The 24,178-nt window shown below is 61.0% G+C and carries 21 protein-coding genes, 1 tRNA gene, 1 pseudogene and 1 riboswitch; of the genes and pseudogenes, 11 read left to right on the top strand and 12 right to left on the bottom strand.

Annotated elements, in window-relative coordinates; genetic code table 11:
* Positions 1 to 7: 7 nt before the first annotated feature.
* Entirely contained in the window at positions 8 to 541 is a 534-nt protein-coding gene (locus PYR65_RS20080) for a GcrA family cell cycle regulator (RefSeq protein WP_060636263.1), read from the bottom strand.
* Between the two features lie 433 nt (positions 542 to 974).
* On the opposite strand from PYR65_RS20080, the gene PYR65_RS20075 reads away from it, so the two are divergent.
* From PYR65_RS20075 to PYR65_RS20065, 3 genes are all read left to right on the top strand, one after another.
* On the top strand, positions 975 to 2,174 hold the full coding sequence (locus tag PYR65_RS20075; protein ID WP_060636184.1) for an aspartate aminotransferase family protein: 1,200 nt from the start codon (positions 975 to 977) through the stop codon (positions 2,172 to 2,174).
* A gap of 46 nt (positions 2,175 to 2,220) precedes the next feature.
* Complete coding sequence (argF, locus tag PYR65_RS20070; RefSeq protein WP_060636183.1) at positions 2,221 to 3,138, top strand: ornithine carbamoyltransferase; 918 nt, start codon at positions 2,221 to 2,223, stop codon at positions 3,136 to 3,138.
* 299 nt (positions 3,139 to 3,437) lie between these two features.
* Positions 3,438 to 4,421, top strand: coding sequence for an Hsp33 family molecular chaperone (locus tag PYR65_RS20065; protein ID WP_276119241.1), 984 nt, complete (start codon positions 3,438 to 3,440; stop codon positions 4,419 to 4,421).
* 109 nt (positions 4,422 to 4,530) lie between these two features.
* Here the strand turns inward: PYR65_RS20065 and apaG are convergent, their stop codons facing one another.
* Positions 4,531 to 4,923, bottom strand: a complete 393-nt coding sequence (apaG, locus tag PYR65_RS20060) for a Co2+/Mg2+ efflux protein ApaG (RefSeq protein ID WP_060636181.1) — start codon at positions 4,921 to 4,923, stop codon at positions 4,531 to 4,533.
* 105 nt (positions 4,924 to 5,028) lie between these two features.
* Between apaG and PYR65_RS20055 the strand changes: the two genes are divergently transcribed.
* Complete coding sequence (locus tag PYR65_RS20055; RefSeq protein WP_276119240.1) at positions 5,029 to 5,649, top strand: CDP-alcohol phosphatidyltransferase family protein; 621 nt, start codon at positions 5,029 to 5,031, stop codon at positions 5,647 to 5,649.
* A 49-nt stretch (positions 5,650 to 5,698) separates the two neighbouring features.
* On the opposite strand, the gene PYR65_RS20050 is transcribed toward PYR65_RS20055, so the two are convergent.
* Positions 5,699 to 6,883: an O-succinylhomoserine sulfhydrylase gene (locus tag PYR65_RS20050; RefSeq protein WP_276119239.1), complete on the bottom strand. Its 1,185-nt coding sequence runs from the start codon at positions 6,881 to 6,883 to the stop codon at positions 5,699 to 5,701.
* A 44-nt stretch (positions 6,884 to 6,927) separates the two neighbouring features.
* Positions 6,928 to 7,006, bottom strand: a riboswitch (SAM riboswitch).
* Positions 7,007 to 7,111: 105 nt separating this feature from the next.
* Here PYR65_RS20050 and PYR65_RS20045 point away from each other — a divergent pair.
* Entirely contained in the window at positions 7,112 to 8,209 is a 1,098-nt protein-coding gene (locus PYR65_RS20045) for a 2'-deoxycytidine 5'-triphosphate deaminase (RefSeq protein WP_276119238.1), read from the top strand.
* Between the two features lie 67 nt (positions 8,210 to 8,276).
* A tRNA-Gly gene (locus tag PYR65_RS20040) sits at positions 8,277 to 8,350 on the top strand.
* 25 nt (positions 8,351 to 8,375) lie between these two features.
* Here PYR65_RS20040 and PYR65_RS20035 read toward each other — a convergent pair.
* On the bottom strand, positions 8,376 to 10,283 hold the full coding sequence (locus tag PYR65_RS20035; RefSeq protein WP_276119237.1) for a glycosyltransferase: 1,908 nt from the start codon (positions 10,281 to 10,283) through the stop codon (positions 8,376 to 8,378).
* A 93-nt stretch (positions 10,284 to 10,376) separates the two neighbouring features.
* Here PYR65_RS20035 and PYR65_RS20030 point away from each other — a divergent pair, with 93 nt between their 5' ends.
* On the top strand, positions 10,377 to 11,249 hold the full coding sequence (locus tag PYR65_RS20030; protein WP_276119236.1) for a transporter substrate-binding domain-containing protein: 873 nt from the start codon (positions 10,377 to 10,379) through the stop codon (positions 11,247 to 11,249).
* Between the two features lie 6 nt (positions 11,250 to 11,255).
* Here the strand turns inward: PYR65_RS20030 and PYR65_RS20025 are convergent, their stop codons facing one another.
* From PYR65_RS20025 to PYR65_RS20010, 4 genes are all read right to left on the bottom strand, one after another.
* Entirely contained in the window at positions 11,256 to 12,071 is an 816-nt protein-coding gene (locus PYR65_RS20025) for a sterol desaturase family protein (RefSeq protein ID WP_276119235.1), read from the bottom strand.
* 104 nt (positions 12,072 to 12,175) lie between these two features.
* Positions 12,176 to 12,586, bottom strand: coding sequence for a tellurite resistance TerB family protein (locus PYR65_RS20020; RefSeq protein WP_060636168.1), 411 nt, complete (start codon positions 12,584 to 12,586; stop codon positions 12,176 to 12,178).
* A gap of 91 nt (positions 12,587 to 12,677) precedes the next feature.
* Positions 12,678 to 13,514 (bottom strand): thermonuclease family protein, encoded by an 837-nt coding sequence (locus PYR65_RS20015; protein WP_276119234.1) that lies wholly within the window; start codon positions 13,512 to 13,514, stop codon positions 12,678 to 12,680.
* Positions 13,515 to 13,528: 14 nt separating this feature from the next.
* Positions 13,529 to 14,194, bottom strand: coding sequence for a S24 family peptidase (locus tag PYR65_RS20010; RefSeq protein ID WP_276119233.1), 666 nt, complete (start codon positions 14,192 to 14,194; stop codon positions 13,529 to 13,531).
* A gap of 227 nt (positions 14,195 to 14,421) precedes the next feature.
* Here PYR65_RS20010 and PYR65_RS20005 point away from each other — a divergent pair, with 227 nt between their 5' ends.
* On the top strand, positions 14,422 to 15,507 hold the full coding sequence (locus tag PYR65_RS20005) for a calcium:proton antiporter (RefSeq protein ID WP_276119232.1): 1,086 nt from the start codon (positions 14,422 to 14,424) through the stop codon (positions 15,505 to 15,507).
* Positions 15,508 to 15,683: 176 nt separating this feature from the next.
* The gene (locus PYR65_RS20000; RefSeq protein WP_060636164.1) at positions 15,684 to 16,562 is read left to right on the top strand and encodes a DMT family transporter; all 879 of its coding nucleotides are present in this window, start codon (positions 15,684 to 15,686) and stop codon (positions 16,560 to 16,562) included.
* On the opposite strand, the gene mntR is transcribed toward PYR65_RS20000, so the two are convergent.
* Positions 16,559 to 17,008 (bottom strand): manganese-binding transcriptional regulator MntR, encoded by a 450-nt coding sequence (gene mntR, locus PYR65_RS19995; protein WP_060636163.1) that lies wholly within the window; start codon positions 17,006 to 17,008, stop codon positions 16,559 to 16,561. The genes PYR65_RS20000 and mntR overlap by 4 nt on opposite strands.
* Positions 17,009 to 17,226: 218 nt before the next feature.
* Between mntR and PYR65_RS19990 the strand changes: the two genes are divergently transcribed.
* A complete protein-coding gene (locus PYR65_RS19990) occupies positions 17,227 to 18,585 on the top strand; it encodes an Nramp family divalent metal transporter (protein WP_276119231.1) in 1,359 nt (452 codons plus the stop codon).
* A 7-nt stretch (positions 18,586 to 18,592) separates the two neighbouring features.
* Here PYR65_RS19990 and PYR65_RS19985 read toward each other — a convergent pair whose 3' ends face one another.
* Entirely contained in the window at positions 18,593 to 19,174 is a 582-nt protein-coding gene (locus PYR65_RS19985) for a histidine phosphatase family protein (RefSeq protein ID WP_276119230.1), read from the bottom strand.
* 230 nt (positions 19,175 to 19,404) lie between these two features.
* Here PYR65_RS19985 and PYR65_RS19980 point away from each other — a divergent pair, with 230 nt between their 5' ends.
* Entirely contained in the window at positions 19,405 to 20,478 is a 1,074-nt protein-coding gene (locus PYR65_RS19980; protein ID WP_276119229.1) for a Tim44 domain-containing protein, read from the top strand.
* Positions 20,479 to 21,147: 669 nt separating this feature from the next.
* Here the strand turns inward: PYR65_RS19980 and PYR65_RS19975 are convergent.
* Positions 21,148 to 21,437: pseudogene (locus PYR65_RS19975) on the bottom strand (GIY-YIG nuclease family protein).
* A gap of 405 nt (positions 21,438 to 21,842) precedes the next feature.
* Positions 21,843 to 24,059, bottom strand: coding sequence for an FAD-dependent oxidoreductase (locus PYR65_RS19970; protein ID WP_276119228.1), 2,217 nt, complete (start codon positions 24,057 to 24,059; stop codon positions 21,843 to 21,845).
* Positions 24,060 to 24,178 lie beyond the last annotated feature (119 nt).

Below are 24,178 nucleotides of genomic sequence, written 5' to 3'. Positions count from 1 at the left end.
TCCGCCCTTAGCGAGCCCGGCGGCGCTCGCCGGAGGGCTGGTAGGCCAGCTTGGCGTGGAATGTGCAGTATGGGGATGTGTCCGGGGAATCGTTGCCGCAGAAGTGGAACTCTTCCTTCATCGGGTCGCCGATCGGCCATTTGCAGGTGCGGTCGGTCAGCTGCGTCAGCACCAGGCGGCGCGACATCGGAACAACGACATTGTTGCCGGCGGGCGCTGTTTCCTGATCCTCGATCGCGTCGATCTCGACCTCTTCCTTCATGACGGTCGCGCCGGTGGTGCGGGTCACGGTGCGGGTGGCTGTCATGCGTGCTGCGGTAAAGCTCGGTGCGCGTGGTGCAGCGGTCGGGGCAGGGCGTTTGGCCCGTGCGGTTGCCGTGCTGCCGCCGGCCTTGGCGCGGCCCGGCAAGCAGAGACGGTGAACCTTGCCGATGACGGCGTTGCGGCTGACGCCGCCGAGTTGTGCAGCGATCTGGCTCGCGCTCAAACCCTCGGACCACAATTTCTTGAGTTTTTCGACCCGCTCGTCAGTCCAATTCATGGTCTTGTCTCCATTCCCAGCGTTGGTGATGGTCGAATCCTTCACCGGGCCCTGGATGTAATCCAAGGCTGAAACGCGATAACACTTTTGGTGACTAGGTCCGCCGCATGCGTTCTAGTAGTTGTTTCTTAACGTAGAGCCCGGGGGACTCCCTGACAAGAGTCAGGGGAATCCCGCCGAATCGATTTCTGAGTTTTCCCCAACTTGCTTGCGATGCGTGGCATTTTTGCAAGTGTATCCGGCTAAAAAAATCACATCCTCTGTATCAACGGGAATTGCCGGAAATCATGGGCTTTTGTTGACATTGCACTGCGAAATGAAGATAGTGCGCTGGCCGCCGCAAGGCGGCATTTTGATTTTTTACCGGCTGGTCACAGCCCTGTTGACGACGCCGATTATACAATTGCCGTGATGGTTTGAGGAGACATGCGCCATGGCCGATGCCACGCCGCTTTATGACACGTATGCACGCGCACCCTTGCGGTTCGAGCGCGGCGAAGGCGTCTGGCTGATTGCCGAGGATGGCACCCGTTATCTCGATTTTGCCGCCGGTGTCGCAGTCAATTCGCTCGGTCATGCGCATCCGCATCTTGTCTCCGCCCTGAAGGCGCAGGCTGACAAGGTCTGGCACCTGTCGAACCTTTATGAAGTGCCCGGCCAGGAAAGCCTCAGCCGCCGCCTGACGGAAGCAACGTTCGCCGACAAGGTGTTCTTCACCAATTCGGGTGCCGAAGCGCTGGAATGCGCCATCAAGACGGCACGGCGCTATCATTTCTCCAAGGGTCAGCCGGAAAAATTCCACATCATCACCTTTGAGGGCGCCTTTCACGGCCGCACGCTGGCGACCATCGCCGCCGGTGGTCAGGCGAAATATCTGGAAGGCTTCGGCCCGAAGGCACCGGGCTTCTATCAGGTGCCGTTCGACGATATGCCGGCGCTGAAGGCTGCCATCAGCGAAGAGACCGCCGCGATCCTGATCGAGCCGATCCAGGGTGAAGGCGGTATCCGCACGGTGCCGAAGGAATTCCTGCAGGAGCTGCGTTCGCTTTGCGACGAATATGGCCTGCTGCTCATTTTCGACGAAGTCCAGTCCGGCGTCGGCCGCACCGGCAAGCTGTTTGCCCATGAATGGTCGGGCATCACGCCGGATATCATGGCGGTTGCCAAGGGCATTGGCGGCGGGTTTCCGCTCGGCGCTTGCCTTGCGACCGAAGAGGCCGCCTCCGGCATGGTCGCCGGAACCCACGGCTCGACCTATGGCGGCAATCCGCTGGCCATGGCCGTCGGCAATGCCGTTCTCGACGTCATTCTTGCGGATGATTTCCTGCAGCATGTCCGCGATGTCTCGCTGGTCTTCCGCCAGGGTCTTGCCTCGCTTGCCGATCGGTTCCCCGATGTCATCGAGGAAATCCGCGGCGAAGGCCTGATGCTCGGCATCAAGGCCAAGGTTCCGTCCGCCGATCTGTTAAAGGCCATCCGTGCGGAAAGACTGCTGGCAGTGCCTGCGGGCGAAAATGTCATCCGCCTGCTGCCGCCCTTGGTGACGACGGCCGATGAAGCCCGTGAAGGCCTGGCGCGGCTTGAACGCGCGGCCGAACAGCTGACAGCGGAGCGACGACAGGCATCGGCCTGAACGACGCTTCACTGACACGCTGAAAAAACACAGGACTTTGAATAGAATGGCCGGTACCAGACATTTTCTCGATCTTTCTGCCATGACGACAACCGACTTGAGGTCGATCATCGAGGACGCCCGCGTCCGCAAGGCCGACACCAAGGCTGGCACAGCTGAAAAGCCGCTGGCCGGCAAGATGCTGGCGATGATCTTCGAAAAGCCCTCGACCCGCACGCGCGTCTCCTTCGATGTCGGCATGCGCCAGCTCGGCGGCGAGACGCTGTTCCTTTCCGGCACCGAAATGCAGCTCGGCCGCGCCGAAACCATCGGCGATACCGCCAAGGTCCTGTCGCGCTATGTCGATGCGATCATGATCCGCACCACCGATCACAATCGCCTGCTGGAGCTGGCCGAACATGCCACTGTGCCCGTGATCAATGGCCTGACGGATGCAACGCATCCCTGCCAGATCATGGCCGATATCATGACCTTTGAGGAACATGCGGGTCCCGTGAAGGGCAAGACCATTGCCTGGACCGGCGACGGCAACAATGTGCTGCATTCCTTCATCGAAGGTTCGGCCCGCTTCGGTTACCGCATGAATATGGCGGTGCCACTCGGCTCCGAGCCGGACGACAAGATCCTCAACTGGGCCCGCAACAATGGCGGCGAGATCAAGCTCTATCATGATGCCGATCAGGCCGTGGACGGCGCCCATTGCGTTGTCACCGATACCTGGGTGTCGATGAACCAGGAACACCGCGCCCGCGGCCACAACGTCTTCCAGCCGTTCCAGGTGAACGCCGCGCTGATGGCCAAGGCCGACAAGGATGCGCTGTTCATGCATTGCCTGCCCGCCCATCGCGGCGAGGAAGTCACGGACGACGTCATCGACGGCCAGCAGTCGGTGGTGTTCGACGAGGCCGAGAACCGCTTGCATGCGCAAAAGTCCGTACTCGCCTGGTGCCTTGGCGCTCTTTAGAGCGCTTCCGTCTAATGACGAGGCTCTCTAAGGGCTTTCCCGGCATATTGAAAACCGGGCTGCGGCACACGATCTAAACAACACGCTGATGACCGGCAGGTGGCGCGTCCGCCTTTGCCGGTCATTCTTATTGAAAAATCCATCCATCCGCGCCGCCGTTCTTCAGGGAGGCGGAAACGCGATCAGCCGTTTTTTCAGGAACGATCTGGACAAATCCGGCCCGCGCAGGATCAATAGAAGCATCGGACACAGTCCCGGCCTGCATGGCGGGCGGATATCCGAGGGCTAGGAGCAGAGTGATGACGGAAGCAGGTTTGGGCCTTGGCCATTTCGATTATGCAGGCGACGATCATGTCGTGCCGTTTCAGGTTGAGGGTCTCGACGTGCGTGGCCGCGCCGTCCAGCTCGGCCCGATGCTGGATGCCATCCTCGAGCGTCATAACTATCCGCTCCCGGTCGCCCGCCTGGTGGCCGAAACGGTGGTGCTGACGGTGCTTCTCGGCACGTCGCTGAAATTCGAAGGCAAGCTGATCATCCAGACCAAGAGCAACGGCCCGGTCGATCTGGTCGTCGCCGATTTCGCGACGCCGGACCGGGTGCGCGCCTATGCCCGCTACAATGAAGAGGCCTTGAAGATTGCCGAGGAAAACGGCCTGACCCAGCCGCAGCATCTGCTCGGCGATGGCGTTTTGGCCTTCACCATCGATCAGGGCGCGCATATGCAGCGCTACCAGGGCATCGTGCCGCTCGACGGCGCCTCGCTGGAGGAAATTGCCGGCGTCTATTTCCGCCAGTCGGAACAGATCCCGACCAAGGTGCGCCTCGGCGTTGCCGAGCTGCTCGATCGCGATGAAAACGGCAAGCCGCGCCACCGCTGGCGGGCCGGCGGCATGGTCGCACAGTTTCTGCCGGAAACGCTGGAGCGCATGCGCCAGCCCGATCTTCCTGGCGGCGACGGCGCGGACGATAGTTTCGAAGTCGATGATCTCTGGGATGAAGCCAGCGTCATGGTCCAGACGATCGATGCCGACGAGCTGACCGATCCGACCGTTGGTACCGAGCGGCTTTTGTACCGGCTGTTCCACGAGCGTGGCGTCAAGGTCTATCCGCCGCAGGCTGTCTATGACAAATGCAGCTGTTCACGCGAAAAGCTGCGCGACGTTCTGGCAAGCTTGAGCCAGGACGACATTGATCATGCGGCCGAGGACGGACTTGTCTCGGTCACCTGCGAGTTCTGCTCGACGACCTACCGCTTCGAAGCGACGGAAGTGAAGCCGCAGTAAAGACCTGCGGCGAAAAGGAAATCCAGGAAAACTGCGAAGCGGTTTTCCGTCCGGACGTGCGTCAAAACAGGAAGAGAGCATTTCCGTTTCTTAAAAAAACGGGAATGCTCTAATTCAGCGTCCGGTTCTGGCCGGGCGAATCCAGCGAAAAGGCGGGAATATCCACGTTGAAGCTCTCGCCACGCGTGGTTTCCATCAGATAATGACCGAACATCACACCGGATGGCGTGTCGAGCGGGCAGCCGGACGAGTACTCGTAGGTGTCTCCCGGGTTTAGAACCGGTTGCTCGCCGATGACCCCCGGGCCATTGACCTCGTCCACCTGGCCGTTTTCATCGGTAATGTGCCAGTAGCGCGTCATCAGCCTGACGGTCTCTTCCGACAGGTTCGAGATCAGGATGCGGTAGCCCCAGACATAACGGCTGTCATCCGGATCGGATTGCTCCTCCAGATAATAAGGTTCGACGGTCACCTCGATGTCGCGTGTCAGCGCGCGGTACATATGCAAACCCTTTCAAGTCCATAGGCAATATTCTACAGCAAGATGGTTTCATCAAGAATAACGCGATCCTTGGTATCAGCGTAAACTGTCAGGATAGGGTACAGCATGCTGGACGGTCATGTGAGGCGATGGATTGACCCTTGGCTGGATCGTGCAGGCAGGGCTCTGGCCGCTTATGGGTTCACCGCAAACACGGTCACCGTCACCGGTTTCCTCATTGGTGTGGCGGCAGCGGCCGCCATCGTCCTCGACGCCTACGCCGCTGCTTTCGTGCTGATCGGCCTCAGCCGAATCTGTGACGGCCTGGACGGTGCCGTCGCGCGGGCGACGCAGAAAACCGATTTCGGCGGCTTCCTCGATATCGTGCTCGACTTTGCCTTTTATGGCCTGATCCCGTTCGCCTTCATTTTTGCCGATCCCTATGAAAACGGCGTGGCGGGCGGCCTTCTGCTTTTGTCGTTTTACATTAACGGCGCCAGTTTCCTCGCCTTTTCGATCATGGCCGAAAAGCGCGGCCTCTCGACGGACATTCGCGGCGCAAAATCGCTCTATTTCACCACCGGTCTTGCCGAAGCGACGGAGACGATCGCCGTGTTCCTGGCGTTCTGCCTGTTTCCGCACTGGTTTTGCGAGATCGCAATCTGCTTCGCACTCGTGTGCTTCTACACGACGGTGTCGCGCATCATACTGGCGCGGACCTTCTTTACGGGAGAGCCTCCGGCCTAGAAAAACGCCCGCATCCAGGGGACACGGGCGTTCTGTACGCGTTGAAAAATCAGGCCTGAACCGACTTCAGAGCACGGGCGAAATCCTCGATCAGGTCGGCGCTGTCCTCGATGCCTGCCGAGAAGCGCACGGTGCCCGGCGAAATGCCAAGCTCGGCACGCGCCTCGTCCGACAGGTTCTTGTGGGTGGTCGTTGCCGGATGGGTGATCAGGCTCTTGCTGTCGCCGAGATTGTTGGAGATCAGCACCACATCCAGCGCGTTCTGCAGCGCAAACGCCGCCTCCTTGCCGCCCTTCAGCTCGAAGCAGACGAGCGTCGAGCCACCCTTCATCTGCCGGGCGATGATATCGGCCTGCGGATGGTCCTTGCGGCCGGGATAGATCACCTTGGCGACCTGGCTCTGCTCGGCCAGGAAATCGGCGACACGCGCGGCATTCTCGCTCTGCTGGCGCACGCGCAAGGGCAGGGTCTCGATGCCCTTCAAGAGCGTCCAAGCGTTGAACGGCGAAAGCGCCGGGCCGGTATGGCGGAAATAGTCGTGCAGATGTTCGTTGATCCATTCCTTGTCGGACAGGATCACGCCGCCAAGGCAACGGCCCTGGCCATCAATATGCTTGGTGGCGGAATAGACGACGATATGGGCGCCGAGTTCCAATGGCTTTTGCAAAAGCGGCGTTGCAAAGACGTTATCGACGATGACCTTGGCGCCGATCTGGTTGGCGATCTTGGCAACACCCTCGATATCGACCACTTCCAGCGTCGGATTGGTCGGGCTTTCCAGGAAGAACACCTTGGTGTTCGGCTTGACGGCCTTTTCCCAGTTTTCCAGGAAACGCCCGTCGATCAGCGTGAACTCGATGCCGTATTTCGGCGCCAGCGTTTCCACCACCCAGCGGCAGGAGCCGAACAGGGCGCGGGCCGCCACGATATGATCGCCGGCTTTCAGCTGGCACAGGATTGCTGCGGACACCGCAGCCATGCCGGATGCGGTGGCGCGTGCGTCCTCGGCACCTTCCAGCATGCACATGCGCTGTTCGAACATGTCGTTGGTCGGGCTGCCGTAGCGGGCATAGATGAAGCCGTCCGTCTCGCCCTTGAAGCGCGCTTCCGCCGCTTCCGAGCTGTCATAGACGAAGCCCTGCGTCATGAAGATGGCTTCGGAGGTTTCACCATGGTTTGAACGGGTCGTGCCGCCGTGAACGAGCTGTGTCGCGGGGCGCCAATTGTTGCTCATCGATTGTCTCTTTCAAAACAAAAAAACCGGCCGCGTAAAGCAAGCCGGTTTCAAACCCGGCCTTTTTAGCTATTTGTTTTACGTGGCTGCAAGCCGACCGGCCAAATCACCACGGGATAAGTCCGTATTTACTGATTAGCCGCGCTTGCGTCAATTCCCGTGAACAACAAGATATGTCACAGGGACAATTTAGGGTATGACGCCGGTTGGGCAAAGAGGACGATGGAAATGACCAGGGCCACAGGCATTCTCGCCGATCGCGCCATTGCTGCGCTGTTTGAGGCAGGGCGGTTGAAAAGCGAGGCGCGGCTCGATGAGGACCAGATCCAGCCGGCCAGTCTCGATCTGCGTCTGGGCTCCAAGGCATTCCGCGTGCGCGCCAGCTTCATGCCGGGCCCCGGCCATCTGGTGGCCGATAAGCTCGACCGGCTGAAACTGCATGTGATCGACCTCTCCGAAGGGGCTGTGCTCGAAACCGGCTGTGTCTACATCGTTCCCCTGATGGAAAGCCTCGACCTTCTGCCGGATATGTCGGCCTCGGCCAATCCGAAGAGCTCGACCGGCCGCCTCGATATCTTCACCCGCGTCATCACCGATCGCGCCCAGGAATTCGACAAGATCCCCGCCGGCTATTCCGGTCCGCTCTATCTTGAAATCAGTCCGCGCACCTTCCCCGTCATCGTCCGGCGCGGCTCGCGCCTGTCGCAGATCCGCTTCCGCATCGGCCATGCCTTGCTGACCGAAAACGAGGTGCTGGCGCTGCACGAAAGCGATGTCCTCGTTGCCAGCGAAACGCCCAACGTCTCCGGCGCCGGTATCGCGCTGTCGATCGATCTGAAGGGCACCGGTGCTGACGGCTTGATCGGCTATCGCGGCAAGCACCATACCGCCGTCGTCGATGTCGACAAGAAGGCCGAACACGGCATCTTCGATTTCTGGGAACCGCTCTACAGCCGCGGCCGCGACGAACTGATCCTCGATCCCGACGAATTCTATATTCTCGTCTCGCGCGAAGCCGTGCATGTGCCGCCGCTCTATGCGGCTGAAATGACGCCGTTCGATCCGCTGGTCGGCGAATTCCGCGTCCACTATGCCGGTTTCTTCGACCCCGGTTTCGGCCATGCCTCGGCCGGCGGCAAAGGCAGCCGTGCCGTGCTGGAAGTGCGCAGTCACGAAGTGCCGTTCATCCTCGAACATGGCCAGATCGTCGGCCGTCTGGTGTACGAGCACATGATGGAGCGCCCCGAAGGGCTCTATGGTCTGGGTCTTGGTTCCAACTACCAGGCACAGGGCCTGAAACTCTCCAAGCATTTCCGCGCAGAGTAAATTCCGCCCGGAAAACCGGCTGCCGCCTTGACAGGCAGCCGTGCTTGGTGGAAACCTCGGTCGCAAGGCGGGTATGATGTAGTGGTAGCTTGTCAGCTTCCCAAGCTGATCGTGCGGGTTCGATTCCCGCTACCCGCTCCACCTTGTTCCTCAAGCTCTTGCCGCATCAGGTCCCATGGTCTTTCACAGGAACATGCGGTGTCTTGTTCCAGGAAAACGGATGTGTCCGCAGCTCCAAAAGTGCCTTCCATGCGGCGAGCGACATGAAGAGCCAGTAAATTGGCACAAAAACCCAACGCCAGCCGACCGCCCGTTTTTCCCATATCGTCATCCGGTTACGCCCAAGCGAAATGAAGACCGCATAGCTGCCGAAGACATTGATGATATCGCCGCTGAACAGCCAGAAGGCCAGCCAGTCATGCGTAGATGTGCTGTTGTGCAGCATCAGCCAGGTCAGATAGGCGATGAAGCCGATGACGACGGGATGACTGAGCGCGGACAGCAGCATTCCGCCCACCAGGATCTGGAAGACGAAGAAAGCCGGCCAGCCCATTTCTTTGGCCAGTTGGCCCGGCTTGCGCATCAGCACCAGCCATGTCTGCAGCCACCCTTTGAACCAGCGGGTACGCTGCCCCAGCCAGACGGAGGGCAGGACCGGCGCTTCCTCCAGCGTCGGTTTGGCGATGACGCGCGATCGATAGCCGAGCCGGTACAGCCGCATGCCGAGATCGGCATCCTCGGTCATATTGTAGGGATCCCAGCCACCGATCATCCTCAGCTCCGCCGTGCGGAAATGATTGGATGTGCCGCCCAGCGGCAGGGGCAGACCCGTCAGAGACAGCATCGGCAGCAGCCCGCGAAACAGTCCGGCATATTCCAGCGCAAACAGCGCGCTCCACCAGGATTGCCGCGCATTGGTGATAATCAGCGGCGCCTGCAGGCAGATGATATGCGCAGGGGCTGCGATGAACGTGTCGTACGCTTCCCGCAACTGGCCGGGATGCGGCCGGTCTTCGGCATCATAGACCGTCACATAGGTGCCGCGAACGCCGGGCAGCGCATAGGCGAGCGCCTTTGGCTTGGTGCGGGGCAGGTGGACCGGCACCAGAACGATCTCGTATTCGCGCCCCAGCCGCAAAGCTTGGATCGCCGCGATGGTTGCCGCATCATCCGCCTCGCAGATCAGCTTGATATCGAGCCGCGAGCGCGGCCAGTCGATCTGGTTGAGCGCGTGGACGAGCTGCGCCACGACACTTTCTTCCCTGTAGAGCGCCACGAGCACCGAATAGACCGGTACAGGCCCCGCGGCGACGGGCGGCAATGCCCGCGCCCGTTGCAGCGCCAGGCGCTCCTGGCGCCCGGCGGCCCTCAACGCGTAGAGGCGCACCAGAAAATTGGCAAGATAGAACAGGGTCAGCACGATATGCAGCACCAGGATGCTGATGGTGGGCAAGGCCAGTGCCACCCCGATCAAGCTGCACAGCGTGACCCCGGTATAAAAACCCTGCTTGCCCCAAAAGGTGATGCGGGCGCTGTAGAGGGGCGCGGTTTCAAACAGCGCGCGCGTTACCACCGATACCCGCCTCTGGCTGCCCGCCTGCCAGGCGGCAGCGCGGACCGCTGATGGTGTCGAGATGGCCAGGCATTGGCGCAGCATCGGCATGCGCTGCAACAGCGTGGCAAGTTCGGCGAACCGGCCGATCGACGGAACGATCACGGTGACCGGCGGACGGCTGGCGTGATGCATCCTTAGAATTTCCGGCCGCACGATCTGGGTGTCGAGGCCGTCGACGTCCTGAACCCGCTCCGCATCGATCACGGGCATGAAATCAAGCCCCAGCATTTCCGCCAGCGCCTCGAAATAGATGGTTTCCTCGATCTCGCCGGATGCGAGCAACTCGTCTTCGACGCTTGTGCCATGCGCTTGCGCCAGTCGCATAGCCAAGGCAATCGCCGGCTTGCCGATCCCCATCTGGAGCAGCAGTCGGCCTTCGTGCTTCAACGCCGGCGCCAGGCGCGCAATCGCAGTATCGTTTCGAGATCGCCCGCCGGGCGGCTCATTCGCGGTAGCCATTCCGGAATTGTCCGGATATTCTCCCAGCCGCATAAACACCCTATCGCTGCGCGTCGCGCGGTTCTTTCTCACCGCTCTCCGGGATTGATCATAATGATACGCGCTTTCCGTGCATCTCTAAAATCCTATGGTATATTCTCGTTTTGCGTGTATTTGGTTGCATCTTTTCCAGTGTCATTGCGTGCTGCGGAAGGGGTGAACGATCTGCCCCTGTTGTTTGATGCGCGCGAACGGATTGCAAAACCGGACCTGAGTGGCCTCGCCCGGCTGCGGTTTTTGACCACCGTGGATTTCCCGCCGTTTAATTTCATCGATCAGTCCGGCAAGCTTGCCGGCTTCCATGTGGATCTGGTCCGCGAGATCTGCCACGAGCTGGAAATCGACGCCAAGTGCCAGATTCAGGCCGTGGCGTTTGCAGAGTTGCAGCCCGCTCTGGAAGGCGGGCAGGGGGAGGCAGTCATTGCCGGGATCGGCACCAGCTCGGAATTGCGGCAGCGATTTGCCTTTTCGAGAACCTTCATGAAGTTGCCCGCCCGTTTCGCTGCCAATCGGCAAATGATGGCCGGTGCGCTTTCGGTGGCGTCGCTTGCGGGAAAGCCGGTCGGCACCGTGTCGGGAACCACGCATGAGGCCATGTTCAAGGCATTTTTTCCCAAACTCGAAAGCCGCTCTTTTCCCAGCCGCGACGCGATGCTGGCGGCCCTGAAGCAGGGAAGCGTTGCGGCGGTGTTTTCAGACGGCATGCAGTTGTCGTTCTGGACGGCCGGCAGCGATGCGGCCGGATGCTGCGCCCTGATCGACGGCGCTTACTTCTCGCAACGGTTTCTGGGCGAGGGGCTGGCGGTCATGAACCGCAAGGGCGATTCCGCGCTGACGCAGGCGATCGATCATGCGCTGCTGGAATTGTCGCGCAAGGGCCGGCTGAACGAGATTTACCTGCGTTATTTCCCAGCCGGGATCTATTGAGCTTTGTCATTTCAACTTTCGAAATGGCAGAAACAACGACCAGAACAATCGGTATGGCAAAGGGTTGCGATATTGCGCAAGCCCGATCCCCATGACATCCGGCGGATGTTGCGAGCGGCCGCGATAGGTTGAAAACAGCTGGTCCCAGATCGACAGGTTGAAGCCGTAATTGCTGTCGGTCTCGTCTGGCTCCGTGGAATGATGGATGGCGTGCATGTCCGGCGTGACGATGAGGCGGCGCAACAGCCCGTCGATGCGGCCGGGAAGTTTCAGGTTGGCGTGATTGAACATGGCTGCGCCATTCAGCACGATCTCAAAGACCAGAACGCTTTCCGGCGGCGCGCCGATCGCAAGGATCACGGCGGATTTCCACAGGACCGAGAGCATGATTTCCAGCGGGTGGAAGCGCAGCGCGGTCGTCAGGTCGAGACCGGTATCGGCATGGTGCACCCGGTGGATGCGCCAGAACAGTGGCACTTTGTGAAAAATCAGATGCTCCAGCCAGATGGCGAAATCGAGAATGACGAAGGCTAGAATACCGCCGATCAGCGGTGGCATCCCGAGCATCGGCAAAAGCCCGTATCCATGCGCAGCGGCAAACAGCGCGACACCGGTGGCCGCTGCCGGAAAGATCAGCCGCAGGATCAGCGATGACAGGACGAGGATCGAGAGATTGGTAAACCAGCGCCGGGCTTTCAAGGCGCGCATCAATTCCGGCCGCTCCAGCCGGGGATGGAGCAGTTCGAGCATGGCAAGCGTCAGGAAGATTGCGGCAAAGAAGGCAAGCCTCAGGGCCGGTTCGCCAATGCCGAACAGCGTCATGCCTGCACCATCATCGATTGCCTGTTCGTCTTGTGAACCCTTATTCTATCGGGATGGCGACTGAGGTGAATGCACTTTGGCGTGAAGCGGAAAACCGCTCTCTGTCACCTGCGAAACCGTGCCATGGCACCGCGCTCGATGGCAGCGCAGGTCAGCTTGTCCAGCCCCAGCCGGTCACGCAGCAATTGCAGCAGCCGGATTTCCTCCTGGGCAATCGCGTGGTCGGCAGCGGCAATCTCGACGGCCAGCGCATAGGCCGTATCATTGAGACGCGCGGGAAGCGCTTCCCGTACCACTTCAAGCGCGATGTCCAATCCTTCCGGACCGTCGAGAAGGGCCGTGCATTCGCGCGCGGCATGCATCAGATGGTCGTGGTCGAACCCTTCGAACACCGGCAGGAAGCTGGTCAGCCGGCCGATGCGTTCCAGCTCATTATCGGTCATCGCGGTATCGACGGCCGACATCATCACCATGACATAGATGAGGGCTTCGTGATGGCTCATGGTGTCTGGCATGGATGATCCGTGTGGCTGTTGCAGTTCCGGGAGATATGGATCGCCGATGCGGTCTACAAGTCTTCACCTCTCATATCAACGTCCGGTCATATCAACGCCCGGTCATATCAACAGCGGCATCCGTAGACGGCAGCGTTTCATCCGGGACAGCCGGTACCGGGCCCAAATCGCGCGGATCGTCGCCGAAAAAGCCGAGACGGGACTGGCGGGCAGCGGCAACCTTAACCGAAAGCGGCGACTTTTCCGGGGCGTCCGCCCAGCCGTTTTCGGCAAGCCAGGCAGCCGGATCGGTGGCATTGACGCTGCAGGCGGCGGTCAGCGTCCCCTGCCAGCCATTCTTCGGCACGGTGCAGACAAGCGCGCGAGCCCGCAGGAAATTGCGGAATGCGGTTTTGGCCACCATGCCGCAGGGCCATGTCTTGCCTTGTTCGCCGCAGATGCGGTCCGCCTTTTGCGGTTCGATCCCGTCGAGTTGCAGCAGCCGGTCGCCAAACTGGATGAGGCCCGCCGATAGCGCCACCGGATGGCGAAGAACAGCGGGAACCGGCTCCGGCCGGGCCACGGGCTGCGACAGCGGCTTGCGTGCCTCGATCCGCTCCAACGGCTGCGCCGTGACCTCTTCGGGATATCCGAATTGCTCGGGCGCGATATCGCGAACGGCTTTGTCCTGCCTCTCCAGCTTTGCAGGAAGGCCGGCATCCGGAGTTTCAGTGGATGCTGGATCGGCACTCCCGCCGTTTTCGGTGTCAGCGCTGTCCATCCTGTCGCCAAGGCCGGGCACATCCGCCATATCCGGTGTTTCCAATGCAAAGTCCGGCGTCTCGGCGCTCTGCCGTCCCTGAATGGCCGATGCGCCTGTTATCAGCAGCACGATGGTCAGGAGAATTCCGGCCAGGCCGCCGCCAAGGGTGAGCAGGTGCCGCTTCATCGAGGAAAAATGTCCTATTGGCTGGCCCAGATGATGCGGGCGATCCATTCGACGTCGCTGAGCTCAAAGGTCCGGTTGGGATGATCCGGATTGAGCGACAGCAACTCGATATTGCGCGGCGTCTGGCGCACGAGAACCTTGGCCATGACTTCACCCTCCGTGGTCTTGACCACCACGCGGTCGCCGCGGCGGATCTGCGCGCCGGGCTCGACGATCAGCACATCGCCGTCGCGATAGAGCGGCAACATGCTGTCGCCCTGGATTTCCAGCGCATAGACGCCGGCCTTGGTGCCGGGGGCGGCCGGAAACTCGACGACATCCCAGCCCTGGCCTGCGGGAAAGCCGCCATCGTCGAAAAAGCCACCGGCCCCAGCCTGGGCAAAGCCGAGCAGCGGAATGGAGCCGGTCTGCGGCGGAAAGGCGCCTTCAGGCAGTGCCCCGGCCGTTGGCCCCGGCCGCAGGAATTCCATGAACTGGTTGATCGTCGAGCCGGTCGCATCCAGCACCTTGGCGATCGATTCCGTCGATGGCCAGCGCTCGCGCCCATCGGCGGAATGGCGCTTGGACTTGTTGAAAGAGGTCGGATCAAGCCCGGCCCGCCGGGCAAGACCCGAAGGGGACAATTGATGCCGCTCGGCGAGCGCATCGATGGCGCTCCAGATCCGGTCATGTGAAAACATCGTTGCGCATCCTGCAAGCGGTGAAGCGTGACGCTTTCCTTGATATCCTGGCTTCGTGTTGACGTGGGTCTCTGCCGGTCGAGATTAGCCAAAATGTGGCAGCGAGTAAAGTGAGCAAGGAAAATAATCCTGTCGTTTCGACCTCCCGCGCACCGGCGTGATTGAAATACGCACCGCGCCGCCTATACTTCGCTGGACCTTATTCCGCTGGTTGCGAGGCGCCGCATTTGTTCTCCATCTTGAAGTCCGAAATCCTCCTTGCGGCGGCGCTTGCTTTTGCAGCCGTTGGCTTCCTGTTTGAACATGCGGTGCTGGAGGCGGGGCAAGTGGCGTCCCTTGCCGGCGCCGCGGTGCTGGTCTTTGCCATCGTGCTGGCCTCGTTGCGTGTCGCGCATCATGCCGAGGTTCTCGCCGCCAAGGTCGGCGACCCCTATGGCACGATGATCCTGACCCTGTCGGCAGTGCTCGTCGAGGTGATCATTCTGGCGATCATGATGAGCGGCGAAGAGATTTCGCCGACCCTGGTGCGCGACACCATCTATTCCGCCGTCATGCTCGATATCAACGGCATCCTGGGGCTCGCAGCCCTTCTGGGCGGCCTGAAACATGGCGAGCAATCCTATAACGACGATTCCAGCCGCACCTATAGCGTCATGATCCTGACGGCGATGGGCATTTCGATGATCGTGCCGGAATTCGTTCCGCAAGCCAAATGGCACCTCTATTCCGCCTTCACCATCGTCGCGATGGTGACGCTCTACGCGGTCTTTCTGAAGATGCAGGTCGGCGTACACAGCTATTTCTTCAGCTACAGCTACCCCAAGCGCGAGGGTGCGGAAAAGCGGACACCGGAAGAGGAGCCGGTGGCCGTATCCATCGGCATCCTGATTGCCGGCGTCGTGATCATCGGGATCCTGGCCGAAATCATGTCGGGTTTGATGACGGCTGGCCTGAAAGGATCCGGCGCGCCGCCGGTGCTTGCGGCGGTCGTGGTTGCTGCCATTTCGGCCTCGCCGGAAATCATGACGGCAATGCGCGCAGCACTTGCCAACCGCATGCAGGCCGTCGTCAATATCGCCCTCGGCGCCTCGCTCTCCACCGTCATCCTGACGGTGCCGGTGATGGAAGCAATCGCGCTCTATACCGGCCAGCCCTTCATCATGGCGATGACGCCGGTGCAGACGGTGATGGTAACGATCACGCTGGTGGTTGCGGCAATCAATCTCAACGATGGCGAAACCAATGCCATCGAGGGCATGACCCATTTCGTGCTGTTTGCCACCTTCGTCATGCTGTCGGTGATCGGACTTTGACACAGCGGCCGTGAAGCGCAGGGTTTGGCAGGTCGGCATGCGCCGTCCTTGCGCTTTATTTTCAGCTCCGCCCCCATTTTTCGCCACATGCCGCGCTGTCCTGCCTCTTCCTTGCACGCGGGCGCCGCGATATCACAGAGCGCGCGCGATTTGCGCAGCACCTGCGGGAGCCATGCGTGAATACCTCCATACTGTCGGGCATTCTGCTGACGATCTTTTCCTATTTCCTGTTCACGCTGCAGGATGCCTCGGTCAAATGGCTGGTGGTGGCGCTGCCGGTCTGGCAGATTCTCTTCGTGCGCAGCGTGACGATCTTTGCGATCTGCACTGCGATCGGCCGCCGTCCTCTCCTTGTCCGCGCGGTGCATTCCCCGGTTCTGAAGCCGATGATCCTGCGCAACCTTTTGCTGCTTGCCGCCTGGCTGTCCTACTATACCGCCGCCCGCGATCTTGGGCTGGCCGAACTGACGACGATCTATTATGCCGCGCCGATCCTGATCACCATTCTCGCCGTGCCGATCCTGAAAGAGGATGTGCCGCCGCTGCGCTGGATCGCCGTCATCGTCGGCTTCATTGGCGTGCTGGTGGCAACCGACCCGTTCGGCAACAGCATGAAGCTCTCCCTGCCGGTCTGGCTGGCGCTGCAGGCGGCCGTGTTCTGGGCGTTTTCCACGGTGCTTTTGCGCAAGACCGCGATGCAGGAGGTGACGATGGTGCAGATGACGCTGTCGAGCGGTTTCTTCATCCTTTTCACCGGCATTGCCGTTGCCGTCACCTGGGTTGCGCCCAGCCTTTTGGATGTGGCACTGATGGTGGGGACGGGGCTGATTGCCGGCATCGCTCAATATGCGCTGTTTGAGGGCATGCGCCGGGCGCCGGTCTCGGTGCTGGCGCCGTTCGAATACTCATCGCTGATCTGGGCCTTCGGGCTCGGCTTCCTGATCTGGGGCGATATTCCCGCGACCCAGGTTTTTGCCGGTGCCGCGCTGATCTTTTCGGCCGGCCTCATCATCATCCTGGGCGAACGCTTCGGACGCAGGCTGCGGGCCGGCTAATTTTGCCTGTCGATAAACCGGCGGAAGGCTTCCAGTGTCTCGACGCTGACATGATGCTCGATACCCTCGGCATCGATGCGCGCCGTTTCCGGGCTGACGCCGAGGCAGCGCAGGAAGGCCTCGACCGTCTGGTGGCGGGCCCGGCTTTCCAGCGCCATCTTCTGGCCGGCCTCGGTCAGGAAAACACCGCGATAGGGCTTTCGCGAGACCAGTCCCTCGGCGGCAAGCCGTGCCAGCATCTTGGCCACCGTCGGCTGCGCCACGCCAAGGCGAGCGGCGATATCCACCTGGCGCGCCTCGTTGCCGTCCTCGATCAGATCGGCGATCAGCTCGACATAATCCTCGATCAGCGCGCCGCGCCGTGCCTCACGGGTCTGCCGGAAGCCCTCGGAATGTATGTCCGCATCTGGGAGCGGATCCGTGCGGGGAACAGGGCGGCGCGGCAACGGGGCGATATCCTCTCAAAGATCTTCATCATGCTTTTGAGGTTTCATACCACGGGCTTGGATTTTTCATAATGATTTATCCCGTCTTCCACATTCCCGTCCTGGATGCGTTTTTATCTACCAAAACAGCCTGATCGATAAAATATAGCCTATTGCATAATGTTTTGCCTTGGCATAGGTTTTGGAAAAGTCAGCCCTTCCGCGTCCGGAGCCCGTCTATGTCCAATCCCGAAGCCGCCCTTCCACCTCAAAAGAGCTGGACGTTTGCCAAGCCGGAAGAGGATGCGCGCCCGAGCCTTCCCGAAGTCAATGCCAGCATTGCCGTCCCCTCGGGCGGTGTCTGGTTCCGTAGGCTTCTGGCCTTCATGGGGCCGGGCTACATGGTCTCGGTCGGTTATATGGATCCCGGCAACTGGGCGACCGATATCGCCGGCGGCTCGCAGTTCGGCTACACGCTGCTGACCGTCATTCTGCTGTCCAACCTGATGGCGATCCTTTTGCAGGCGCTGGCCGCCCGTCTCGGCATCGCCACCGGCCGGGACCTTGCCCAGGCCTGCCGTGACACCTATTCGCGACCCGTCAATTTCATGCTCTGGCTTGCCTGCGAAGCGGCGATCATCGCTTGCGATCTGGCAGAAGTCATCGGCACGGCGATCGCCCTGCAGCTGTTATTCGGCATCCCGCTGATCGCAGGCGCGCTGATCACGGCGGCCGATGCCTTCCTGCTGTTGCTCCTGATGAACAAGGGTTTCCGCTATCTCGAAGCCTTCGTGATTGCGCTTCTGATCGTCATTGCCGGTTGCTTCGTCATCCAGATTGCCGCCGCCGCACCGCCGATTGCTGCTGTACTTCAGGGCTTCCTGCCCTCGACCGAAGTCGTCACTAATCCGGCCATGCTCTACATCGCCATCGGCATTATCGGCGCCACCGTCATGCCGCATAATCTTTATCTGCATTCCTCCATCGTCCAGACCCGCAATTACAAGCGCACCGACGAGGGCAAGCGCGATGCGATCAAATGGGCGACCGCCGACAGCACGATCGCGCTGATGCTGGCTCTGTTCATCAACGCCGCTATCCTGATCATCGCGGCTTCCGTCTTCCACGCCAATGGCCGCACCGATGTGGCCGAGATCGGCCAGGCCTATGAACTCCTGTCGCCGCTGCTCGGCCTTGGCATTGCTTCGACGCTGTTTGCGGTGGCGCTGCTCGCCTCCGGCCTCAACTCCACGGTGACGGCAACCCTGGCCGGCCAGATCGTCATGGAAGGCTTTTTGCGGCTGCGCATTCCGCAATGGGCCCGGCGCCTCATCACCCGTGGCATCGCCATCGTCCCGGTCGTCGTCGTCACCTGGATCTATGGCGAAAAGGGCACGGCCGAACTTCTTGTGTTCAGCCAGGTCATCCTGTCGATGCAGTTGCCCTTTGCTGTCATCCCGCTGGTCCGCTTTGTCTCCGACAAAAAGAAGATGGGCACTTTCGTCATTCCGAAATATGTCGCAGCGCTCGCCTGGATCGTCGCCTCGATCATCGTGGTTCTCAATCTCAAGCTGCTCTACGATACGTTCATCGGCTGACGCTTGTTCAGGTCTGGTTCCATCGCCGGATCACCGGCTCGGTGCGGTTATGCTCGTAACCGAGCACGCTGATGCTTGCGGTATCCAGCACGAACTGCCTGCCGTCCCCGGGCGGCAGCCCCAGCCAGCGGGCGGCGAGCACCCGCAGGAAATGGGCGCTGGAGAAGATCAGCACCGCATCATCGATCTCGCGGATCTCCCGGATGATCCTGTCGGCCCGCGCTCCGGCATCCACTGCTGTCTCACCCCCAGGGCATCCGTCCCGGAACAATTGCCAACCGGGACGCGCAGTCAGGATTTGTTTCGTCGTCAGGCCCTCGTAGGCGCCATAATCCCATTCGGCAAGGTCGTCTTTTTTCACGCATCTGTCGCCAAAGCCCGCGAGCACGCAGGTGTTGAACGCCCTTTGCGACGGGCTTGACCAGACAATCGGGAAGGTCAGGCCCTGCATCCGGTCCGCCGGGCCACGGGCCGCATCCGCGCCCGCCTGGGTCAGCGGAATGTCGCTGCGCCCGGTATGTTTTCCGGAAAGGCTCCATTCCGTCTGTCCATGCCGTACGAGATGAATTTCGGGCAATGCATGGCTCATCTCACGTTCCTTCGATGACAAAGACGGCTTCCACAATGCGCAGGGTGGCCGCGCCAATCCTTCGGCTTCGGCGGACTTTTCGTCAATTCCCCTGGGGTCAAAAGGCATAAGCAAGCCCGCTTTACCGTGAACTGCAGCGCAAAAGCCTTCAATTCGCCGCGCGATGTCCCCATATGTCTGCCAAGAGGCGCGCGTTTGCGGGCCGGGAGTGAACGATAGGATTGGGTTTCATGTTGAGAGTTGGACGCGTTTTGGCAACCGTTGCGGTTGCTTCCATGATGATGCTGACGGTGGCCGACCTGGCGGAGGCCCGCCGTGGCGGCGCAAGCTTCGGCAGCCGCGGCACCCGCACATTCTCCGCACCGCCGGTTACCCGCACGGCGCCGGCCGATGCGACGCCGATCAACCGGACGATGACCCCGCAGAACCAGGCGACGACACCCGGTGCTGCCCAGCAGAATATGGGCCAGGCGGCGCGTCCCGGCGCGCAGCGTCCGGGTGGTCTCTTCGGCGGTTTTGCCGGCTCCATGCTCGGCGGTCTCGCGCTTGGCGGCCTGATCGGCATGATGATGGGCACGGGTTTCGGCGGCATGGCCGGCATGCTCGGCATGCTTCTACAGATCGCGCTGATCGGCGGCGCCGTGATGCTGGCCCTGCGCTTCTTCCGCAACCGCCAGACGGCGGCACCGGCCGGCTATGCGCCGCGCGGCAACTCGCCGATGCAGGGTTTTGGCCAGAGTTCCGGCTCCGGCTCCGGCATGCCGTCCTTCAAGATCCCGTCCATTGGCGGCGGCGCGCTGGGCGGGCTTGCTGGAGCGTCACAGGGTGCCGCCGCAAATGGCAATGGTGCCGCCCGGCCGGAGCAGCCCCGCATGGCCGATGACACGACCGACGAGATCGGTGTCGGCGAAGAGGATCTCGGCCAGTTCGAAACCATGCTGAAACAGGTTCAGTCCGCCTATGCCGCAGAAGATTACGGTACGCTGCGCAAGCTGACGACGCCGGAAGCCATGTCGTGGCTGGCCGAAGAGCTGAGCGACAATGCCACCAAGGGCCTGAAGAACGAGGTTCGCGATGTGCATCTGGTGCAGGGCGACGTCGCCGAAGCCTGGAACGAGGCAGGCGACGATTATGCGACCGTGGCCATGCGCTACGAAAGCATCGACGTCACCCGCGACCGCGCCACCGGCCGCGTCGTCGAGGGCGATCCGGACAATCTGACGGAAACCGTCGAACTCTGGACGTTCCTGCGCAAGCGCGGCGCCGACTGGCAGGTCTCGGCCATCCAGGGCATGGCGGCCTAAACGCCGCACCAAAACTGCGCCCCTCGACCGCCGGCTTTGCCGGCGGTTTGCATAGGTTCACCGTCTTATCCGGCATGTCTTCCAGTCTGATCTACCCCTCGAGGTGCCACGCGACGGCTCGGTCCTTCGCGGATGAAGGGCCGGAAACACCACGACAGCGGCCGGACGTTGTCTGCGCCTCAGAGAGAAAGCCTCGGCGGGCTAAGCTTTGCGGAAGGGCGAGAGGCTGCAGGCCTTAAAGTAGCCAAGTGAACTAGCGCTGATTTTTAGCATTTTCTGGCATGTCTGCTCCTGGTGCTGCGGCAACCGGTGGAATTCGCCCCAGGTGGCGTTTTGCTCAGCCATTAGCAGACAGATGCCGGGGGCCTGACATAGCCTGGGACGGCTGCAGACCGCTCCTCCGCAGCCAATTGTTTCGCATGCACGACATTCCAAACTCCGTCATCCATGTGCCTGTCACAGGGATCCAGCCGCCGCGCGTCTGCGCGGCGAAAGAACGCAGCAAGAGAAGAAATCCTTGCGCACCGCAGACGCGGCGCACTGGATTCCTGTGACAAGCACAGGAATGACGGAGGGGAGGTGTCCCAACCGGAAGAGCCGAGCGTGATGACCGCGTAGGACGCAAGACGCAATGGCGAGAGCCGCATTCAAGAAGGCGCTACCGTCCTCTCACAAGCCATGCAGATAATGCGCGATATCCTCCCAGTCCGGGTTCATCGCCTCAATCAGGTTGAGCTTCCATTGGCGTGGCCATTCTTGATGGTCTTTTCGCGGGTGATGGCCGTCGTCACGAGGTCATACTCCTCGAACCATACCAGCGTCTTGACGCCGTAGCGGCTGGTAGACCCCTTGGTGAGTTCGTTCTGATGTTCGAACAACCGGCCGGGCAGATCGCTCGTCACCCCGGTATAGAGCGTGCCGTTACGTTTCGAGGCGAGGATGTAGACATAGCCTTTCATGGCTGGAAAAGTGCGGCATGGGCGGCGGGCTGGCAAGGGTACGCTTTGGCGTTCTTCTTCCCTTTGAAGTTTGCTGTCTGGCGTGGAGCGTTTCATGAATTCCGTCATCCCTGTGCTTGTCACAGGGATCCATCCACCGCGCGTCTGCGCGGTTAGGGACCCATATCGTGCGGACCAAGAGAGTCTTGCGCGCCGCAGACGCGGCGCTGCTGGATTCCTGTGACAAGCACAGGAATGACGGAAGAGAGTGGGTGCTTGTCTCCCCTACCGAAGGCTTCGAGTGTAGTGTCCAGCCGACAAACCAGATGATTCGGCTGCCACACAAGCCGCACTTTTTGGCAAGAAACGTACCGAAACAAAAACAGGCCCGAAGGCCTGTTTGATCGCTCATACCGTTGCAATGCGTCACGCAGCCTTGGCCGCCGCTCCATACGGATCAAACCGCCCGTAAAACGTCTCGCCCTTCGCCGCCATGTCCTTCAACAGCGGCGTCGGCTGGAAATGTTCGCCGTAACGAGCAGCCAGCTTTTCGCACAGCGTTACGAAGGTCTTCACCCCCATTCCGTCGATATAGCTCAGCGTGCCGCCGGTATAGGGGGCGAAGCCGAAGCCGAGGATGGAGCCGACATCGGCTTCGCGTGGATCGGTGACGATGCCTTCCTCGATGGTGCGGGCGGCTTCCAGCGCGATGGTGACGAGGAAACGCTGCTTGAGGGTCTCGACATCAAAGTTTTCGGCCGGCTTCTGCTCAAACAGGTCCTTGAGGCCCGGCCAGAGCGATTTCTTGGCAGGTTTTGCCGGGTAGTCGTAAAACCCCTTGCCGTTCTTGCGGCCGCGGCGGTCGAGATCGTCGACAAGCTTGTTGATCAGCGTCATGTGGCGCGGATCGACGGAGCCTTCGCCGAGATCGGCGATCGAGGCTTTGAGGATCTTCTGGGAGAGGTCGATCGCCACTTCGTCGTTGAGCGACAGCGGACCGACCGGCATGCCGGCCATCTTGGCGGCATTTTCGATCATCGCCGGCGGCACGCCTTCGATCAGCATGTCATAGGCCTCGTGGATATAGCGGAAGACGCAGCGGTTGACATAGAAGCCGCGCGTATCGTTGACGACGATCGGCGTCTTCTTGATCGCGGCGACGAAATCGAGCGCAGTGGCCAGCGCCTTGTCGCCAGTTTCCTTGCCGAGGATGACTTCCGTCAGCATCATCTTTTCGACCGGCGAGAAGAAGTGGATGCCGATGAACTGGGCCGGGCGTTTGGAATTCTCAGCAAGGCCGGTAATGGGCAGGGTCGAGGTGTTGGACGCGAAGATGGCATCCTCGGACAACACCGCTTCGACCTTTTCGATGACGTCCTTCTTCACCTGGCGGTCTTCGAACACGGCTTCGACAACGAGCTTGACATGTCTGAGGTCGGTGTAGTCAGCCGAGGGCGTGATGCGGGCCAGCAGCGCGGCCGCCTCGTCCTGCGTCAGTCGTCCCTTACCTATGGAATCCTTCACCAGGCCTTCTGAATGGGCCTTGCCCTTGGTCGCGGCTTCGATGTCGCGGTCGATCAGGGTTACCTCGATGCCGGCGGCTGCAGCGACATAGGCGATCGAGGCGCCCATGAAGCCGGCGCCGACGACGCCGATCTGCTTCAGGTCGGACTTCGGAATACCCGCCGGGCGGCGGGCGCCCTTGCCGAGTTCCTGCATCGAGACGAACAGCGAGCGAATCATTGAGAAGGCTTCTGTGGTCTGCAGGATTTCGGTGAAATAACGCTGCTCGATCTTCAAGCCGGTATCGAAGGGAACCTGCAGGCCCTCATAAACGCATTTGAGGATGGCAAGGCCGCCCGGATAATTGCCGGAGGTTTCGCGGCGCAGGATCGCGGATGCGGCCGGCCAAAGCTGGGCTGCAGCCGGCGTCCAGATGCCGCCGCCGGGAACCTTGTAGCCCTTTTCGTCCCAGGGCTGGACGGGCTTCAGGCCATTCTTGATCATCGCTTTCGCGGCATTGATCAGTTCGGCGGGCTCGGCAATCTCGTGGATCAGGCCCATGGCCTTGGCGCGTTGTGGTGTCAGCGAAGAGCCGGTGGTCATCATCTGCAGGGCGTCCTGCGCGTTGGTCAGCCGCGGCACACGCTGCGTACCGCCCGCACCTGGGAAGATGCCGACCTTGACCTCGGGAAGCGCGAGCTTCACCGATTTCGAATTGGCAGCGACGCGGCCGTGGCAGGCGAGCGACAGTTCGAAAGCGCCGCCCATGCAGGTGCCGTTGATGGCCGAAACCCAGGGTTTGCCGGAGGTTTCGAGCTTGCGGAACAGGCCGGTCATCTGGCCGGTCAGCTCGAACAGTTTTTGCGCCGCATTGTCCGGGTCGATCTTCTTCTGTTCGGCCTGGAAGGTGAACATGCCCTTGATCATCGACAGATCGGCGCCGCCGGAAAAGGTCGATTTGCCGGAGGTGAAGACGACGCCCTTGACGGCTTCGTCGGCAACCGTCTGGTCGATGATGGCGTCGAGTTCCTTCATCACCTCGACGGTGAAGACGTTCATCGACTTGTCCGGCATGTTCCAGGTCACCAGCGCGATGCCGTCGGCGTCGGTTTCGATGGTGAAATTGGTGTAGGTTGTCATATGGGAATTCCTCTCCCTTGAAATCTTGGCTTCGCTCGATGCCGCCGCCTGAAATTAAGGGCGATCCGGCCGGGTTAAGCCCCTCCCCCTTGTGGGGAGGGGTTGGGGAGGGGCGTCCT

The organism is Pararhizobium qamdonense (genome assembly GCF_029277445.1).
Taxonomy (GTDB): Bacteria; Pseudomonadota; Alphaproteobacteria; order Rhizobiales; family Rhizobiaceae; genus Pararhizobium; species Pararhizobium qamdonense.
The sequence above is the reverse complement of the archived record's forward strand: the minus strand, read 5'-3'. Positions and strand labels throughout refer to the sequence as shown.